The organism is Kitasatospora acidiphila (assembly GCF_006636205.1).
GTDB lineage: Bacteria > Actinomycetota > Actinomycetes > Streptomycetales > Streptomycetaceae > Kitasatospora > Kitasatospora acidiphila.
On record NZ_VIGB01000003.1, the window covers coordinates 1,162,771 to 1,179,823 of the forward strand.

The window sequence follows — 17,053 nt, forward strand, 5'->3', positions numbered from 1 at the left end:
AGCGTCCCCCGAACCGGAGGAGCACACTCATGCGCGAGGTCCTGGCCAAGCTGGCCGCCATGTCGGACCAGGAGCGCGCCGCGTTCCTGGCTCGGACGCGGACCGCACCGGCCGCCGGCCCCGAGGGTCCGACGGCCCACGAGCGCCCGGACGGTCGCTCGGTCGCCTCATACGGGCAGGAGCAGCACTGGTTCCTGGACCAGCTCTGGTCGGGGGACGCCGCCTACCTGGTGCCGTTCACGCTCCGCCTGCGCGGGCCGCTGCGCACCGACGCGCTGGCCGCAGCGATGCGCACGGTGGTCGAGCGGCACCAGGTGCTGGGTGCCACCTTCGACTTCGAGGACGGCGTGCTGCAGCAACTAACCCACCAAGGACGGAAGTTCGAGCTCCCTGTGGAGACGGTCGACGGTGCGACGCCGGCCGGGCGGGAGCAGGCAGCGCTGCGGTACGCGGTGGCGCAGGCCCGGGCCAAGTTCGACCTGCGCACCGGCCCGCTGCTGCGCACCCGGCTCCTGGTGCTCGGCCCGCAGGACCACGTCCTGCTCTGGATCGCCCACCACGCCGTGGCCGACGGCTGGTCGGTCGGTGTGCTGATCGAGGAGCTGTCCGCCGCGTACCGGGCCGAGCTCGCCGGTACCGCCGCCGAACTGCCGGACCTGCCCATCCAGTTCGCGGATTTCGCCGAGTGGCAGCGGGAGCGGCTCGAAGGCCCCGGGGCGGCCGAGCTGATCGGCCGCTGGCGGGCCCGGCTGGCGGGTGCTCCGGCGGCGGCCGTGCCCACCGACCACCCGCGCCCACCGGTGCAGACCTTCCGCGGCGAGTCCCTGGACTTCACGCTCCCGGACTCGACCACGGCCGCCCTGACCACGCTCGGCCGCCAGTACGGCGCCACGCTGTACCCGGTGCTGCTGGCCGCGCTGCACGTGCTGGTGGCCCGGCACGGCGGCGAGCCGGACGCGGTCACCGGCGCGGTGCTGGCCGGCCGGGCGCGGCGCGAGACGGAGCCCCTGATCGGCCCGTTCGCGAACACCCTGCCGCTGCGGATCGACGCCTCCGCCGACCCCGCCTTTCCCGAACTGCTGGCCCAGGTGCGGGACACCGTGCTGGACGGTATGACCGATCAGGAGCTGCCGTTCGGCCACCTGGTCAAGGAACTCGGTGTCGGCCGGGACACCAGCCGCAACCCGCTCTACCAGGTGCTGTTCAGCATGGGCAGCCTGCCCCGCGGCTCCGGTGGGACGCAACTCGCGCCCGGGCTCACGCTGGTGCCGGTCGGCCTGCCCAACGGCACCTCCCGGCTGGACCTGGAGTTCACCATGGAGCAGACCGGCGAGAGCCTCGCCGGGCGGCTCGACTACAACACCGACCTCTACGAGCGGCGCACGGCCCAGCGCCTGATCGACCAGTTCACCGTGCTGCTCGGAGCGATCGCCGCCGATCCCGAGCTGCCGGTATCCCGGTACCCGCTGCTGGGCGAGGACGAGGAGCTGCGCACCCTGGCGGCGTCGGCCCGCCCGGAACGGCCCGCGATCCGCACCGGGTTCCTCGACCTCTTCGCCCGCCAGGTCCGCGACCGCCCGGACGCGGTCGCCGTCCACTGCGACGGACGGCGCCTGACCTACCGGCAGTTGGACACCCTGGCGGACCGGATCGCCCGCGCCGTCCTGGCCCGCACCCACTCACCGGCCCCGGTGGTCGCGGTCGGCACCGGCCGGACCATCGACCTGCTCCCCGCGATCGTCGGCATCCTCAAGGCGGGCGGCGTCTACCTCCCGCTCGAACTCGAGTACCCGGCAGACCGGTTGGCGTACATGATGGCCGACAGCGGCGCCGAGCTGCTGATCACCGGCAGCGAACCGCAGCCGCAGCTCACCGCACTGCTGCCGGCCGTCCTGTCCGTGGCGGAGCTCGGTGACCCCGACGGCGGTCCGGGCGGCCCGGTACCGGCCCGGCCGGATCTCGACCGGCTGGCCTATGTGATGTACACCTCCGGGTCGACCGGACGGCCCAAGGGCGTCGCGGTGCAGCACCATGCCCTCGGCAACTTCCTGGCCTCGATGGCCGAGCTGCGGGTCATGCGGGACGGGGACACCACCCTGGCGCTCGCCAGCCTGCCGTTCGACGGCTCGGTGATCGAGCTCTTCCTCCCGCTCGCGGTCGGCGCCGCCGTGGTGGTCGGCCAGCGCGCAGACGCCCGGGACGGTGCCAGGCTGCGCAAACTGCTCACCGACCACCGGGTGACCGTGCTGCACGGCACGCCGTCCACCTGGCGGCTACTGCTGGACACCGGGGCGGATCCGGGGCTGCGGGCGGCGCTGTCCGGGGGTGAGGCCCTCCCGCCGGGCCTCGCCCGGGAGTTGCGGGCCCGGATCCCCGAGGTGTGGAACCTGTACGGCCCGGCCGAGACCACCGTCTACTCGCTGGCCCGACGGCTGACGGCCGATGACACCCCGCTGATCGGCCGGCCGATCGCGGGCACCACCGTGCAGGTGCTGGACGAGCGGCTCCGCCCGGTACCCCCGGGCGTGCTCGGTGAGCTCCACATCGGCGGCGCCGGGCTCGCCCAGGGCTATCTGAACCTGCCCGAGCTGACCGCCGCCCGGTTCGTCACCCATCCCGTGACCGGCGAGCGGCTGTACCGCACCGGGGACCTGTTCCGCGAGCGGGCCGACGGCACCCTCACCTTCCACGGCCGGGTCGACCACCAGGTCAAGCTGCGCGGCCACCGGATCGAGCCGGGCGAGATCGAGAGCGTCCTGGCCCGCCACCCCGCCGTCCGGGAGGCGGTGGTGCTGCCCAAGACCTTCGCCGAGGACGACCGGCGGCTGGTGGCCTATGTGCGCTGCGGTGCGGACGTGACCGAGACCGAACTCAAGTCGGCGGCCCGGGGCCTGCTGCCCGAGTACCTGATGCCGTCCCGGGTGGTCCTGCTGCCCGACTTCCCGCTGAACGGCAGCGGCAAGGTGGACCGCAAGGCGCTGGCCGCCCTGCCGCTCACCGAGGACGAGCCCGGCGAGCACTACGAGGCCCCGGCGACACCCACCCAGGCGCAGCTGGCCACCGCGTGGCACGACCTGCTGGGCCGCAGCCGGATCGGGGTGCGGGAGGACTTCTTCACCGCCGGCGGCCACTCCCTGCTCGCGGTACGGCTGCTGCACCGGGTGCGCGACGAGTTCGGGGTGGAGGTGCCGCTCGACGCGTTCTTCGCCGCCCCGACCATCGCCGCACTGGCGGAGCTGCTCGACACCGCCCTGCCGCCCGAGGAGCTGGCCGACCTCGGTAGGCAGGTGGCAGAGCTGAGCGACGAGGAAGTCGCCGACCTGCTGGCCGAGTTGCTGAACGAGCACTGAGGCGCTGAACCGCCGGCGCGCGCGGTCCCGCTACTCGGGGCCGGCGGCGCCGGCGGCCAGCAGCACCTCGGCGGCCCGCTCGCAGGCCCGCCGCCGGACGTCGCGATGCGTCACCAGGCGGATCAGCTCCGGCCCGAACGCCGAGACCAGGACCCCGTGTTCGGCGGCCCGGGCCGCCAGCTCGGGCGCGCCGGGGACGTCCAGCAGCACGATGTTGGTCTCCACCGGACGGACCCGGCAGCCCGCCCCAGCCAGCCGCTCCGCCAGCAGCGCCGCATTGGCGTGATCGGCGGCGATGCTCGGCAGGTGGTGGGCGAGGGCGTACCGGGCGGCGGCGGCGAGCAGCCCGGACTGGTGCATCCCGCCGCCCAGCCGCTGCCGCAGCCACCGCGCGGTGTCGATGCGATCGGCATCGGCGAGGAGCACCGAACCGATCGGCGCGCCCAGCGCCTTGGAGAAGCTGACGGACATGGTGTCCGCCAGCGCGCCGTACTCCGCGAGCGGCACGCCGTTGGCGATGTGGGCGTTCCAGATCCGGGCGCCGTCGATGTGCACGGCGGCCCCGACCTCGGCGGCGGCCGCCCGGATCCGGCGCAGGGTGTCGAGCGGGTAGACCGAGCCGCCACCCCGGTTGTGGGTCTGCTCCAGCGCGACCGCCGTGGTTCCGACGGTGTAGGGGTTGCCGACCCGCAGCACCTTGCGGAGGTCCCCGGGCTCGATCAGGCCGCGCTCGGCGAAGACCGTGCGGGTCTGGATCCCGCCGTGCCAGGCCAGTCCGGCGCCCTCGTGGGAGACGAGGTGCGCCTCGGAGTCGCAGACCAGCTCCTGCCCGGGCTGCACCAGCAGCCGCACGGCGATCTGGTTGGCCATGATCCCGGACGGCATGAAGAGCGCCCCGGAGAAGCCGAGCAGCTCCTTGACCTCGGCCAGCAGCGCGTTGACGGTGGGGTCCTCGCCGTAGACGTCCTCCCCCACCTCCGCCTCGGCCATCGCCGCCCGCATGCCCGGCGACGGCTTGGTGACGGTGTCACTCCGAAGGTCGACCAGCTCCCCCGACCAGCCCATCCCGCACCAGCTCCCCTGCTCCCGGAACCCTGCCGCTCACCCGCACGGCATTGTCTCCGGAAGCCCGCCTCGCCGATCCCCCCGCACCGCCCGCACCCGGGGACTCCGTCAGGTTTGCGGCCGGTCGGCGAGGCGCGGTTCAGGCGCTGCGGTGCTGGTGCTTGGCCGGGAGCGGTGGGTGGGCGTCGGGTGTGGTGAACGTGTAGCCGGCCGCGAGCAGCTTCGGCAGGTAGGTGCCCAGGGCGGCCACGGTCTGGGAGCGGTCGCCCCCGCTGCCGGGAGCGGGGTCGGAGTCACCGCCCTCGGTGCCGTCGTGGTCCAGCACGATGGCACCCGTCGCGGCGCCGGCCAGGACCCGGTCGACGATGGTGTCGGTGCCGGGGTTGGCCCAGTCCTCCGGGTCCACCGACCAGGAGATCGGACGCAGGCCCATGTCGGCGCAGACGGCCAGCGTGGAGTCGGAGAAGTCGCCGTAGGGGGCGCGGAACAGCACCGGCGTCCGGCCGCAGGCGTCGTTGACGGCGTCCTGGGTGCGCTGGATCTGGTCGCGGATGTCGGCGGCGGACAGGCCCGGGAGGTCGGGGTGGGACCAGGTGTGGTTGCCGATCGTGTGTCCCTCGGAAACCATCCGGCGGATGACGGCGGGATACTCCACGACGTTGTCGCCGCACACGAAGAACGTCGCTTTGACGCGGTGCTCGCGCAGCACGTCCAGCACCTGCGGCGTGTACTGCGGGCTGGGGCCGTCGTCGAAGGTGAGGGCCATCACGTTCGGGCCGGCGTGGACCTCGTACTCAGGCTGCGGGACCTGGACGGTCCTGGCGGCGGCCCGGCCCGGCGGACCGCCGAGGCCCAGCAGGGCCGTGGCACCCACGGCAAGGAAGCGGCGGCGGGACAACGGCAGGCGGATCTCTCGCATCGGCCCAGTGTTGGTCCAGGGGCGTGCCCCGATGAGCAGGCTCACCGCGAGGTCCGGCTGATCCGCCCGGACAGCTCAATCCGGCGGCTGCTGACGCGAACTCAGCAGACTCGTTCGACCGGTGAGTTCCCCGGGGGCGAGCTGGCCCGATCATCACAGGAGCAGTATGGTCTGACGTCAAACCGCTCGTCCGGCCGACTCACTCGACCGAGCGACCCCTCGGGAAGAAGGAGCCGCCGTGGCGTCCCACCGCCGTCCGAAGCAGCCGAGCCAGGCCCGGGTCCTGGTGCTCACTGCTGCGGCCGCTGCCACGGTCGCCCTGTCCGCGCAGAGCGCATGGGCCGATCCGAAGCCGTCCGTCGACGACGTCAAGACGCAGATAGACGGCCTGAACGCGCAGGCGGAGCACGCCACCGAGCAGTACGACGGCGCCAAGGAGAAGGCGGACGCGCTGCGCCAGCAGGCCTCCCAGCTCCAGGACCAGGTGGCCCGCACCCAGGCCCAGGTGACCCAGCTGGAGGAGGGGCTGGGCGCGGTGGCCGGTCAGCAGTACATGCAGGACGGGCTCGACCCGTCGGTCGAGCTGATGTTCAGCTCCAACCCGGACGGCTACCTCGACCAGGCCACCACCCAGCGCCAGGCGAACATCAGCGAGGCCGAGGCACTGAAGGCCCTGCAGCAGGCCGAGCGCACCCTGGACCAGCAGAAGCAGGACGCCGCGAGCACGCTCGCCCAACTGGACACCAACACCACCGCGCTGAACAACGCCAAGGCCCAGGTGCAGGCCAAGCTCCAGCAGTCCCAGACGCTGCTCGACTCCCTCACCGCGAGCCAGCGGGCAGCCCTGCAGGCGGCGCAGGACCAGGCCGACGGCGGCGCGGCCTCCCGCAGCAGCAACCGGGCCGACCTCGGAAACCCGCCGCCTGCCTCCGGCCAGGCGGGGGTCGCGGTGCAGCAGGCGCTGACCCGGATCGGCGACGCCTACGTCTGGGGTCACAACGGCCCGACCACCTTCGACTGCTCGGGTCTGATGCAGTGGGCCTACGCGCAGGCCGGCGTCTCGCTGCCTCGCACCTCCCAGGAGCAGGCCACGGTGGGCAGCGCGGTGCCGAGCCTCGCCCAGGCCCAGCCCGGCGACCTGGTGATCTACAACGCCGAGGACGGCCCGGAGGGCCACGTGGGCATGTACATCGGCAACGGCATGGTGGTGCACGCGCCGCACAGCGGCGCCGATGTGCGGACCATGCCGGCCGACGCCATGCCGATCGCCACCATCCGCCGGGTCTGACCGCCCGGCACCGGGCCTGCGGGCCGCCGGCGTCCCACCGCCGCCGGCCCGCGACGGCCGCCGCGACCCGCTACAGCTGGCTGAGGATCGTCGGGTCCGCGATCTTCGTGTCAGCGGCCAGCAGCATCGCCTTGCTGAGGATCACCGCCAGCGTCCGGTCGCCCTCGAAGGGGAGGTACCCGGTCTGCGCGGCGCCCGGGTCGGCCTTCGGAACGATGCACAGGTACCGGTCGTCCGGCGTCATCAGGATGTTGCCCGAGCCGAGGTGGATCTTGTACGTGTGGCGCTCGCCCGTCACGTGCAGGAAGCGGCCCTCGATGGTGCAGCGGTCGGCGATCGCCAGCCGGGGTACCAGCCGCTCCAGCAGCCCGCGGCGGGTCTCGGCGCTCTGGTTGAGCTCCCCGAAGCCGTAGCGCGTCCAGTACTCCCGGAAGCGGCCCTCGGGCCCGCCGTCCTGCCAGGTGGGGTCGTTGCCGACGCTGGCCACACCCACGAACAGGTCGACGTCGCGCAGGACTTCGGACAGCACCAGGGGCGGGATGTCGGCGAGCGGGAGGGACTCCACCGGGGCGGCACCGGTGCCCAGCCACATCTGGTACTCGCCGCCGGAGCAGTGCGCCGAGTTCTCCGGGGCGTCGATCGGGTAGAAGCGGACCTGGTCGGTGCTCAGGCGCAGATAGCTGCCGGATTCGGTGGTGTCCTCACCGTAGCCGTCGCCCTCCCCGTGGATCCAGTACTCGGCGCGCAGCCCCCACTGCGGCAGCTCGCGGGTGGCGGGCGGGGCCGAGTCGTCGACCATCAGCCGCAGCCGGTTGCGCCAACCCCGGATCGCGGCCAGTGAGTTGAACTGGTGCTGGCGCAGGATGTGGGCGGCGAAGCGGTTGGAGTAGCTGCCCGTCGCCCGCTCGGCGTCGGTCAGCAGGTACACCTCGCGGTGGGCCTGCTTGAACGGCTGGGTGATCCCGTGCCGCTCCAACCAGTCACGCCAGGCCACGATCGCGGCGGGCTCGTGGCCCACCGGGTGCCAGAGCCGGACCTCGGCCCCTTCGCGCACCGGGTCGTCGGTGAGGGTGCGCAGCTCGCCGTCGGCGAATCCGACGGTCGTGCCGTCGACCGTCCACAGCAGCCGGCGGACCAGGGTGCCGATCAGGGGGTGGTCGAGGTAGCGCTCGCGCCAGGCGGCGTACGGCCAGCTGCGGCGGGCGAGGAACTGGCGGTCGAGGCGCTCGCTCTGGGCGGCGAGCATCTTGTCGATGTCCTTGACCGCCGCCTTCAACTCCTTGAGCTCCTCGGCGTGGTCGCGCTTCACGGCGGCGGGCACGCTCTTGGTCACCTTGCCCGCCGCGTTGCGCCAGCCGACGACCGCCTTGCCGCCCTGGACCTCCAGGACGGCGGTGGCCTCGCCCAGTTGCCGCTCGGCGCGGCCGACCTCGGTCAATCCGTAGGCGGGGACGGCGAGTTCCTCGATCTCCTCGCGGGACAGGCCCAGCGCCTCGGCCCGGCTCTCCAGGGCGGTGTCGAGCAGCTTGGCCGTGCCCTTGTAGGTCACCCGGGTGGCCAGGCGGGCGAGTTCGGCGAGGGCGGGTTCGCCGTCGATGCGGGAGAGCGCGGTGACGCCGGCGTTGGCGACCTTCGGGTTGCGCGGGCCGAGCCCGGCGACCTTCTTGAGCGAGGTCTCGACCAGCGCTCCGAGCGCGCGGGCGGTGTCCGGGTGCGGCGGCAGCAGGGCGAGCAGCCAGGTCAGTCCGCGCAGGGCATTGGCGTTGCAGGGGTCGTAGGCGTTGTTGATGTCGGCCTCGTACTGCCGCCGCTCCAGCTGGAACGTGCGGCGGCCGACCAGCGTGAGCCAGGGCAGCAGGGTGGAGCGGACCAGGTCGGCGCCGAGGGGCTCGATCAGGGCGCGGGCCTGCTGCTCCCAGGTGCGGGTGGGCTTGGCCGCGGTGGCGGTCGTCGCGTGCCGCAGCAGGGCCTGCCAGCCGGGGGCGCCCCGGGTGTCCCGCATGGCCTGCTCGGCCCACTCCTCGCCGACGTTGAGCACGGGCTCGGTGAGCTTCCGGGCCAGCGCGGCGACCGACTCGTCCCGGTAGGCGTCCAGGGCCGAGCGCCGGAAGGCGGCCACGACGGCGGGCGCGAGGGCGCGCCCGGCGGCGAGTTCGGCCTCGGCGAGGGCCTCGTAGCGCATGCCGTACCAGAAGGAGTTCTGGCGGCCGAGTTCGTCGAGCGCCTCCAGGCGCTCCACCGGGAGCCGGTCGCCGGGCAGGCCACGCGTGACGACACCGACCAGGGTCAGGGCGTTGCCGCGGGCGATCGGGCCCGCCTCGGCCGAGTGGTACTGCGCCACCAGGGCGTCGGCGAGCGCCGTGCGGGCCTCGGGCGGCAGCGCGCGCAGCTCCTCGGGCACGTCGGCCAGCACCCCGGTCCAGCTGCCCCCGTTGACGGCCGCGGCCTTCAGCAGCTCGACGGCGAGCTCGGTCGACTCCCCCGCGGCGGCGCGCTGCCGGATCAGCATCCTGAGCTTTTCGGCCTGCCCCATCGTCATCCCCCACCAGCGCGACGAGCTTCAGGAACGTGACCTCCGTGCCGAGCGCGAGCTCGATCTCCTCGGCCGGGTCGGTGACCTGACGGTCCCCCACCAGGACGAGGAAGCCATTGCCCGCGAAGGCCTTGAGCGCCAGCTCGGCCTGCGCCTCGGGGTCGATCCGACGGGGGGTGCGCAGCACATAGCCGTTGAGCACGCGCTCGGCGTCCTCGGGCTGCACGAGCCCCTGGAACACCTGCGGTGTGCGCGCGTTGTACTCAGCGACCTCCTGGAACACCCGACGCCGGATCAACTCACCCACGGTGAGCCGCTCCTCGGCGATCTCCAGGCCCCAGCCGTCGCTGCGGTCCCCCGCCGTCGTCTCGTCGACGAACATCACGATTGCCATGCCGCCGACAGTACGGGCCACCAGTGACAACGCGACCGTGCTGCGGGCCGCGGCGTCCTGGCCGCCACCGCGGCACGGACGCTAGCCGTTGGAGCGGAAGATGGGCCAGCCGACCTCGGTGACCAGGTCGTCCTCGTCGGGCACGTCGAGGGGACTTCGCAGGTAGTACTCGCGCAGCGGGCCGTCGACGCCGATCTCGTGGCGCGCGGCGTAGACGCCCAGGTCACCGAAGGTGAGGTCGATGGTGTTCAGGGGCCCGCGGTGGACGGCGATCGCGAGTTCCGCACCGGGCACGACCAGCGAGTCGATGCGGCCGACCAGGCGCGCGTCCGCGTCCACTGGGACGAACCCGCCCCCTGGTGCTCCACGGGGCCTGAGCCCGTGCGGGACGGCCCGTCCTCGTGCAGGATCGCCGCGCCCACGAACCAGCTCGTGACGTCGAGCGGGCGGACGGCCGCGACGGTTGGCCGTCAGTTGCCTTCGGGCTTGAGCTCGGTGGCCACGAAGTCGCCGATGGCGCCGAAGACCGCGTCCGGCTGCTCGAGGTGGGGGAAGTGCCCGGCCTCGGGGATCGGGCGGAAGGTGGCGCGGGGGAAGGAGTCGGCCAGGGCGCGCTCGTACTCCAGCGGGACGATGCCGTCCTGCTCGCCGGCGAGCACCAGCACCGGGACGCCGACCCGGTGCAGGCGGCCGCGCAGCTTCGGGTCGTGGCAGAACGGGTCGCCGGCGTACACGGCCAGGGTGCGCCGGTTGGCGGCCATGGCGGCCTTCTGCTGGTCGCTGAGCGCGGCCGGGTTGGGGCGCAAGTCGGGGTTGTGGAAGGCCAGTTCGCCGGTACGGACCGGGCCGAGGTCGGCCGGGTCGGCGATGGCCAGCGGGGGTTCGGGGGTGATGCCGGTGGCGCCGAGCAGGACCAGCGCGCTGATCCTGCCGCGGTTGTCGCGCAGTGCCATCTCGGCGGCGATCCAGCCACCGGCCGAGCTGCCGACGACCATCACCTCGTCCAGGCCGAGTTCGTCGAGCAGGTCGAGGTAGGCGCAGGCCAGGTCGGCGACGGTGTCGGTCCCCTCCGGGCGGGGCGTGCCGTCGAAGCCGGGGTGGGTCGGGACGAGCACGTGGGCGTGCTGGGACATGCCGGCGGCGAAGCCGGCCATCGAGCGCGGTCCGGCGCCGCCGTGCAGCATCAGCACGCCGGTGCCGTGCCGGTGCTCGCCGAACTCCTGGACGGTGACGCTCGGGCCGTGGTGCAGCTCGATGGTGCGGGTGGTGCCGGTCGGGGCGGAGACGGTCATGGGGTTGGCTTCCTTCTGCTCGATCGTGGGCGTGGCGAGCGGGCCGTCGGCATCGGGGACGGCGGTCGTGGCGTAGCGGTCCATCACTTCGGCGATGTTCTGCGCGGTCATGGCCCGGCCGCCGGTGATCATGTCCCGCAGGTCGCGGAAGTACTGGACGTACAGGTCCGGGGTGAAGGTGTTGATCATGACCAGCGGCTGGTCGCCCGGGTTGGCGAAGGTGTGCGGAGCGCCCGGGGGGACCATGACCAGCGTTCCGGCCGGCGCCTCGTGCACATCGCGGCCGACGGTGAAGCGGGCGGTGCCGGAGACCACGTAGAAGCCCTCGTCGTGCTGGGCGTGGCGGTGCTGGGGCGGCCCTTGGGTGTGCGCGGGGATCGTGATCTCGGCGATCCCGAGCCGATGCGCGGTCGTGGTGCCGTCTTCCAGGATGCGGATCCGAGCCTGCCCGAGGTCGATCACCTCGCCGCCGCCGGGAGCGACGACGGAGACGTCTGGTGTCATGGTCGATCCTTTGTGAGAGCTGACTCTCATGACTGTAGGGCGGTCGCATCTCATCGTGCAAGTGCTCTCTCATCATTGGAGTCCACTTGCTAGAGTGGCGTCATGCAGGAGACGGAACCGAAGACACGCCAGGGCGCGAAGGGCCGCACCAACCAGAAGCTGCGGACCCGCGCGGCGATCGTGTCGGCCGCGGCCGAGCTGATGCGCACCGGGCACGAGGTGACCATGCCCGAGGTCGCCAAGGCGGCCCTGGTCTCCGAGGCCACCGCCTACCGCTACTTCCCCGATCTGGCCAGCCTGCTCCGGGAGTCGATGGCGGACCAGTGGCCCACCCCGGAACAGGCGCTCAGCGCCGTTGCCGGCTCCACCGACCCGGTGGCGCGCGTCGCCGCCGCGACGGAGCACCTGCTGCGGCACGTCCTGGCCTACCAGGGCGCCACCCGTGCCATGATCGCGGCCACCATCACCCGCCCCGAGGCCGCCGCCACCCGCCCCGCCCTGCGGATCGGGCTCATCGAGCACGCACTCGCCCCCGTCGCGGACGCCCCCGGCACCGACCCCGCCGCGCTGGCGCAGCTGAAGCGGGACCTCGCCGTCGTGCTGAGCGCCGAGACCCTGTTCACCCTCACCGACCTGCTCCGCCTCGATGCGGAGGAGGCCATCGCCAGCGCCGTCCACACCGCCACCACGCTCACCCGCGTCGCCCTGGGCTCCGACCTGAGCTGACCCACTGCCCCAGGCCGCCCCCGCAGCGGCAACGGACCCGGTGCGCGGCTACGCCCGAGGGCCCGGTTCGCCGAGCACCGTGCAGACCGCCGCCTGCTCCAGGGCCCGTTCGGCAGCGGCTGCCGCCGGGGCGGCCAGTCCGAAGATGGTGGGGACCAGGATCGTCACCGTGCCCCGCCCCGCCGCGTCGGTGTAGGCGACGCTGCTGTAGCCGGCCGCCTGGCCGTCGTGGCCCCACACCGTGCCGCAGGGGAAGACGACCTTGCGCAGCCCGAGCCCGTAGCCGTTCCCGGACGGGTCGTTCGGGTCCTCGGGGACCGTGGTCTTCATCTCGCCGAGCTGGGCGGCGGGCAGCAGCCTGCCGAACAGCAGGGCCCGGTCGAAGCGGGCCCAGGCCGCCTGGCGGACGATCTCGGTCACCCGGCCGTGGCCGTCCTCGACGCGCACGACGACGCCCGGCGCGCCCGCGTCCACGACCTGCTGCGCGAGGGCCGCCAGGCCCATGGGGTCCGCGGCGGCCCGCGGCTCCGCGGCGGTGTGCGCGGGGGAGGCCTGCGCCGTCCCCGCGCACACCGCCAGGGAGCCGCCGAGCAGACCGGCGAGGGCGAGCACTGCGGCCGACCGGCGACGCGCCGCCCGAAATTGCTCGAACATGACTACTACCCCTCAGAGTTGGCGTCCTCGGCGTCGAACGCCAGTCTCCCGCCCGGCCGGCCGGCGGGGACTGGGGCAAGTCCCCCTTCTGCCATGGGGATAACCCCCTGCCAGTAGCCGTGAGGCGGCACTCACGCCTGCGAGGCGGGCAGCGGGTTCTGGGAACCTCCGGCGGCAGCTGCCAAGCGGGACCAGCACGCCGCCGGGGTCAGCGCGCCCTCCCCCGCGGCTTCAGCCCCACCGCCGGCAGCTCCGGCGCCCGCAGCCGCTCCCCCGCGTACCCGTGCACCTCGCCGAACCGGTCCCCCCGCTCCCACTCCTCCCGCGCCTGGGCGATCTCCTCGCTGGAGCGGCCCACGAAGTTCCACCACATACCACGTATTTGGCGGTTCTTCCCAGCTCAGAGCCTCGGTGGACCCTCCAGAGTCAGCAAAAGGTCAGCAAGACTCCCGGGGGTTCGAACCGATCATGGCAACCACCAACCTCATCCGCGGCATGGGCACGTTCTTCAAGGAGTGCGAGCACCCCGAGTCGCGGTGGAGCAGGTGCCCGCACGAGTACAAGATCCGCTACCGCAACGCGGCCGGCCGCCAGACCGAAGAGGGCGGCTTCACCACCCAGGACAAGGCGAAGGCCCGGCTCGCCGAGGTGTACCAGGCTCGGAAGAACTCACCGATGAGCCAGCGCAAGGCGGAGCGCATCCAGAAGTACGGCAGCATGCAGTTCTCGGAGTACGTCGCGGACTGGAAGAAGGGCCAGCGGCACCTGAGCCCGAGCTCGCTACAACACCTCGACTCGCTCCTGACGCATCATCTGCTCCCGGAGTTCGGAAGTCGTCGGATGGGCACCTTCGATCACAAGGTCGTAGACGCATTCATCCGGACCATGGAGCGCAACGGCACCGGCCTCGCCACACAGGCCAATACCTTCGACAAGCTGAAGGCCATCCTGCTGGACGCGCATCGACTCGGCCTCTACGAAGACAACCCACTCGACGGCGTCAAGCCGCCCCAGTACGACCCCAAGCGGGCAGTGATCCCGTCGATCGGCCAGGTGAAGGAGCTCCGCACCGCAGGAGACGACGCGTTCCGCGTGGTGGCCGACCTGATGAGCGGGTGCGGCCTCCGCAACGGCGAGGCGTATGCCGTCAACGTCAAAAACATCGTCGCGGACGACATTTATCGAGTCCACGAACAGGTCAACCACACCACCCACACATTCGCACGCCTGAAGCACCGCAAGGATGGCGAGTACCGCGATGTCCCGCTGCCCGCCTACACCAGGCAGACCATCGAGTGGTACGCCGACACCTACGGGACCGTCGACGGGTACCTCCTCCGCCGCCCTACAGACATCTCAAAGCCGATGCAGTGGTGGACCATCGAGAACCAGTGGCGGAGGATCAAGGACTCCGGCCTGGTCGACATCCCCGAGGGCATGGTCATGTACGGCCTGCGCCACTTCTTCGCCTCGAACTGCCTCGGCAACAACATCCCGATCACCGACGTCGCCGAGTGGATGGGGCACCGCAGCATCGACGTCACCTTCAAGATCTACCGCCACCTGATGCCCGGTTCCATCGGTCGCGCGGCCCAGGTCCTCGACCTGGCCGCCTGAACACCGCGGTGGGCCAGCCCGGTTGGGCTGGCCCACCCTCGTCAGCACAGTCAACCAGCAGAGATCCTTTGCTGGTTGACCCACGCCTGTACTTCCGAGATCTTGAACTGCAGCTTGGCGTTCCTGCCCGTCCCGAAGCGGTACGGCACAAGTCCGACATCAGCGGCTTCGCGGTAGACCCAGGCCACAGACATATTCAGATACTCTGCGGTTTGTTTAACGCTCATGAACTGCTCGGGCAATGCATCCTCCTTCTCGATCAACAGATCTGCCCGAGATCATCCAAGAAGGCGCAAACTTGGCGCCGCCGCCCTGATCCGGTAAGAGGCCTGCGCCCCATCGGGTGGATTGCCTGGTCATACCTCGGTTCTACTCGAGCCACTTGGCCCCAGCGATCGCACGGGACGCCTGACTGCGCCAGTCCGAACCGCGCAGGTCAGGGCCGTATCGGACGTTCCAAGGCCCCTCTTGTCACTCCCCGCCGGTAGCCTCTCGTGCCGTAGGGAACGACGGAGGGGCGTAGATGAACGAGGCGGGCACGGCTGGCCTGGGGACAACGGAACGCAGGCTTCCACCAGCAGCCGGGGCTGATCAGATGGCCGACCTGGCGAAGGCCGCGGGAAATCTGACACAGGCGTTAACGCGACGGGATGACATCGTCCCCCCTGATGAACTCCTGGGCCGATTCACGCTCGGGATGCCGCAGATGAAGGCTGGACTGCGCGAGAACTCGATCGAGCGCCGCGAGGCCCTGCTGTATCTCGACATGGCGAACCAGTTCCAGGAGTGGGCGGATGCCGTCGAGCGGGCTTCCATTCAGCTACGCTCGAACCTTCTGGCCGCTCTGGCGTTGGACCCCAAATCCTCGCGACGGAAAGCGCTGGTTCACTACTTCGCTGACTGGTTCCACGGCCTGTCCGTCTACACGGAAGCGAAGCTGGACCAGAACGGTGAAGCGGAGGCCGTCAATCCGGGTATCGACCCGCGGGGCATGGAACGTGCAAAGTCTGTCTTCATCCATGCCGCCTCCCCGATCCTGGAGTCCGAGTTCTACGCTCCGTCGCGAAAGCTCCTTTTCCGCTACGGACAGGAGGCTCAGCTATGCCTGGACCGGTTCGATCGGTCCCGAGAGGTCACTCTGGAGCTGAAGCGGGCACTGAGCGAGCTCGAAGAGTCACAAGCGTTCGCTCCCCGAACCGCCGCCTACCTCGACTACATCGACACCATGCACTTCAGCGAGTTCGAGCACCTGGTGGCCGACCTGCTCGACCGCGATGGCTACCGTGTCACTCAGCGCGGTGGTAAGGCTGGGGACCACGGCATGGATGTGATTGCTCTCGGCGAGTTGGGGCAACCCGTCGTCGTCCAGGTGAAGCACTCCGAGGGCGGCAACGGCAAGGTTGATGAGGGGGTAATCCGGGACATCGCGGGGGCATCGCGAGTCATGCACCCGTCCTCAATCGCTATGGTGGTGACGAATCGTCACATCACACAGCCGGCGCGGGATTGGGCGGCGAGGGAGAACGCATTCGTGCACCTGGTCGACCGTAAGAAGCTGCAGCGATGGGCAGAGGACGGGTTGCCGCTCGCTGCAGTACTCGAGGACGGCCGGTGACCCGGACACTGTCTTGGCAGTGTGCGGGGGTTGACCATGGTTAAGGGTGCCGTACTGCAGGGGTACCTCCTGGAGGAGGCGCTTGCCTGGCTCCTACGCTCCTCCGGCTATCGCCTGCTGGTGCATGCGAGCCAGGATCCCGATGAACTGGTGACCGACGGGAACACACTTCGGGTCCGGGGCCGGGGTGCGCTGCACCAAGTGGACGCGTTGGGGGAATTCGCTTTCACGCCGGCCTTCTCGATGCCCGTGCGGCTCTTCCTGGAAGCGAAGTTCAAGCAGGATCGTTGCGGACTGGAGATCGTTCGCAACGCTCACGGTGTGCTGCATGACGTCAACGAGAACTTCATGACACACGCCGGCAGGAGACCACGGCAGCGGTACCACTACGCGTACGCCCTGTTCTCGACCAGTGGGTTCACGCCGGATGCTCAGAAGTACGCCGTGGCCCACCAGATCTCGCTGGTAGACATGTCGGGTGCCTCATTCGCCTGGCTGCTGGGAACGATCGGCACGACGGCCTGGACCCTGGAGCAGGCACAGGGCGGTCTCGGGAAGTCGGCGACGTTCCCGGTGACGTGGTTGCGCACCGAACTGCGCAAGAGGCTGGGGACCTGGACCGCGTCTCCGAGCTTGCTGTCGTCGGCGGTGCCGACGGACGACAGGTTCCGAAAAGAGGCCGCGGCGGTGATCGCTGACTTCGCTGACGCGCTGCGGCGAAACGGCGGTGCCGAGCTGCTACTGGGCTTCCCTTCAGCGCCGTTCATCCTGCCGCTGGCTGTCAACAATCACCTGGCATTCACCTCGTACGCGGACGCCCAGCCGGACCATGCAGTACGAATCCGGCGACGGGGCAGCGGCGGGTCGGCGGAGTGGACCTTGTCACCGCTTGGCCAAGAGGGTGCCTACGAGCTCGCTTTCAAGCTGCCGGAGCAGGTGGAGGAGTGGATCAGCGACGTCGAGGAGAAGGAGCGACGGCGCACCGTGGAGGTGAAGGAGCAGTTCCTTTCCACGATCACGATCTACCGGATGAACGGCGGTGGCGTGCGGGCATACCAGCTGCGCTACGAGCCCAGTTCCCTCTCGCGTTCCTGAG

General features: G+C 71.2%; 14 protein-coding genes and 2 pseudogenes. 7 read left to right on the top strand and 9 right to left on the bottom strand.

Translation table 11 applies throughout. From position 1 onward, the window contains the following. Nucleotides 1-29 precede the first annotated feature (29 nt). Nucleotides 30-3,350, top strand: coding sequence for a non-ribosomal peptide synthetase (locus E6W39_RS06080; RefSeq protein WP_141632637.1), 3,321 nt, complete (start codon nucleotides 30-32; stop codon nucleotides 3,348-3,350). Between the two features lie 30 nt (nucleotides 3,351-3,380). Here the strand turns inward: E6W39_RS06080 and E6W39_RS06085 are convergent, their stop codons facing one another. Together E6W39_RS06085 and E6W39_RS06090 are read right to left on the bottom strand one after the other, a co-directional pair. Continuing rightward, a complete protein-coding gene (locus E6W39_RS06085; protein ID WP_141632638.1) occupies nucleotides 3,381-4,415 on the bottom strand; it encodes a threonine aldolase family protein in 1,035 nt (344 codons plus the stop codon). Between the two features lie 139 nt (nucleotides 4,416-4,554). Further along, nucleotides 4,555-5,334 (bottom strand): polysaccharide deacetylase family protein, encoded by a 780-nt coding sequence (locus E6W39_RS06090; RefSeq protein WP_141632639.1) that lies wholly within the window; start codon nucleotides 5,332-5,334, stop codon nucleotides 4,555-4,557. A 238-nt stretch (nucleotides 5,335-5,572) separates the two neighbouring features. Between E6W39_RS06090 and E6W39_RS06095 the strand changes: the two genes are divergently transcribed. Beyond that, nucleotides 5,573-6,622 carry a C40 family peptidase gene (locus E6W39_RS06095; RefSeq protein WP_141632640.1) on the top strand — a complete coding sequence of 350 codons (1,050 nt, stop codon included), beginning with the start codon at nucleotides 5,573-5,575 and terminating at the stop codon, nucleotides 6,620-6,622. A gap of 70 nt (nucleotides 6,623-6,692) precedes the next feature. Here E6W39_RS06095 and E6W39_RS06100 read toward each other — a convergent pair whose 3' ends face one another. After that, nucleotides 6,693-9,131: a DUF4132 domain-containing protein gene (locus tag E6W39_RS06100; protein WP_228717992.1), complete on the bottom strand. Its 2,439-nt coding sequence runs from the start codon at nucleotides 9,129-9,131 to the stop codon at nucleotides 6,693-6,695. Between E6W39_RS06100 and E6W39_RS39100 the strand changes: the two genes are divergently transcribed. Next, the gene (locus E6W39_RS39100; RefSeq protein WP_181799746.1) at nucleotides 9,055-9,576 is read left to right on the top strand and encodes a hypothetical protein; all 522 of its coding nucleotides are present in this window, start codon (nucleotides 9,055-9,057) and stop codon (nucleotides 9,574-9,576) included. The genes E6W39_RS06100 and E6W39_RS39100 overlap by 77 nt on opposite strands. A gap of 54 nt (nucleotides 9,577-9,630) precedes the next feature. Here the strand turns inward: E6W39_RS39100 and E6W39_RS06110 are convergent, their stop codons facing one another. From E6W39_RS06110 to E6W39_RS40295, 3 genes and pseudogenes are all read right to left on the bottom strand, one after another. Beyond that, nucleotides 9,631-9,888 carry a GyrI-like domain-containing protein gene (locus E6W39_RS06110; protein ID WP_141632642.1) on the bottom strand — a complete coding sequence of 86 codons (258 nt, stop codon included), beginning with the start codon at nucleotides 9,886-9,888 and terminating at the stop codon, nucleotides 9,631-9,633. Nucleotides 9,889-10,019: 131 nt separating this feature from the next. After that, entirely contained in the window at nucleotides 10,020-10,841 is an 822-nt protein-coding gene (locus E6W39_RS40290; RefSeq protein WP_220140346.1) for an alpha/beta fold hydrolase, read from the bottom strand. A gap of 51 nt (nucleotides 10,842-10,892) precedes the next feature. Then, nucleotides 10,893-11,345 (bottom strand): annotated as a pseudogene (locus E6W39_RS40295) (cupin domain-containing protein); the annotation flags it as partial. Between the two features lie 102 nt (nucleotides 11,346-11,447). Here E6W39_RS40295 and E6W39_RS06120 point away from each other — a divergent pair. Continuing rightward, a complete protein-coding gene (locus E6W39_RS06120; RefSeq protein ID WP_141632644.1) occupies nucleotides 11,448-12,071 on the top strand; it encodes a TetR/AcrR family transcriptional regulator in 624 nt (207 codons plus the stop codon). 48 nt (nucleotides 12,072-12,119) lie between these two features. On the opposite strand, the gene E6W39_RS06125 is transcribed toward E6W39_RS06120, so the two are convergent. Next, nucleotides 12,120-12,725, bottom strand: a complete 606-nt coding sequence (locus E6W39_RS06125) for a serine hydrolase domain-containing protein (protein ID WP_141632645.1) — start codon at nucleotides 12,723-12,725, stop codon at nucleotides 12,120-12,122. Between the two features lie 208 nt (nucleotides 12,726-12,933). Next, nucleotides 12,934-13,098, bottom strand: a pseudogene (locus E6W39_RS06130) (pirin-like C-terminal cupin domain-containing protein); the annotation flags it as partial. A gap of 95 nt (nucleotides 13,099-13,193) precedes the next feature. On the opposite strand from E6W39_RS06130, the gene E6W39_RS06135 reads away from it, so the two are divergent. Beyond that, nucleotides 13,194-14,342, top strand: a complete 1,149-nt coding sequence (locus E6W39_RS06135) for a tyrosine-type recombinase/integrase (protein ID WP_228717993.1) — start codon at nucleotides 13,194-13,196, stop codon at nucleotides 14,340-14,342. 50 nt (nucleotides 14,343-14,392) lie between these two features. Here the strand turns inward: E6W39_RS06135 and E6W39_RS06140 are convergent, their stop codons facing one another. Then, nucleotides 14,393-14,605 (bottom strand): helix-turn-helix transcriptional regulator, encoded by a 213-nt coding sequence (locus E6W39_RS06140; RefSeq protein WP_141632647.1) that lies wholly within the window; start codon nucleotides 14,603-14,605, stop codon nucleotides 14,393-14,395. A gap of 260 nt (nucleotides 14,606-14,865) precedes the next feature. Between E6W39_RS06140 and E6W39_RS06145 the strand changes: the two genes are divergently transcribed. Beyond that, nucleotides 14,866-15,957 carry a restriction endonuclease gene (locus E6W39_RS06145; RefSeq protein WP_141632648.1) on the top strand — a complete coding sequence of 364 codons (1,092 nt, stop codon included), beginning with the start codon at nucleotides 14,866-14,868 and terminating at the stop codon, nucleotides 15,955-15,957. A gap of 36 nt (nucleotides 15,958-15,993) precedes the next feature. Continuing rightward, complete coding sequence (locus E6W39_RS06150; RefSeq protein WP_141637572.1) at nucleotides 15,994-17,052, top strand: PDDEXK family nuclease; 1,059 nt, start codon at nucleotides 15,994-15,996, stop codon at nucleotides 17,050-17,052. The last annotated feature ends 1 nt before the right edge of the window (nucleotide 17,053 follow it).

Excerpts from the sequence above, each read along its gene's own strand:
- E6W39_RS06080 (WP_141632637.1), top strand. The coding sequence starts at position 30 with ATGCGCGAGGTCCTGGCCAAGCTGGCCGCCATGTCGGACCAGGAGCGC.
- E6W39_RS06085 (WP_141632638.1), bottom strand. The coding sequence starts at position 4,415 with ATGGGCTGGTCGGGGGAGCTGGTCGACCTTCGGAGTGACACCGTCACC.
- E6W39_RS06090 (WP_141632639.1), bottom strand. The coding sequence starts at position 5,334 with ATGCGAGAGATCCGCCTGCCGTTGTCCCGCCGCCGCTTCCTTGCCGTG.
- E6W39_RS06100 (WP_228717992.1), bottom strand. The coding sequence starts at position 9,131 with ATGCTGATCCGGCAGCGCGCCGCCGCGGGGGAGTCGACCGAGCTCGCC.
- E6W39_RS40290 (WP_220140346.1), bottom strand. The coding sequence starts at position 10,841 with ATGACCGTCTCCGCCCCGACCGGCACCACCCGCACCATCGAGCTGCAC.
- E6W39_RS06120 (WP_141632644.1), top strand. The coding sequence starts at position 11,448 with ATGCAGGAGACGGAACCGAAGACACGCCAGGGCGCGAAGGGCCGCACC.
- E6W39_RS06125 (WP_141632645.1), bottom strand. The coding sequence starts at position 12,725 with ATGTTCGAGCAATTTCGGGCGGCGCGTCGCCGGTCGGCCGCAGTGCTC.
- E6W39_RS06135 (WP_228717993.1), top strand. The coding sequence starts at position 13,194 with ATGGCAACCACCAACCTCATCCGCGGCATGGGCACGTTCTTCAAGGAG.
- E6W39_RS06145 (WP_141632648.1), top strand. The coding sequence starts at position 14,866 with ATGAACGAGGCGGGCACGGCTGGCCTGGGGACAACGGAACGCAGGCTT.
- E6W39_RS06150 (WP_141637572.1), top strand. The coding sequence starts at position 15,994 with ATGGTTAAGGGTGCCGTACTGCAGGGGTACCTCCTGGAGGAGGCGCTT.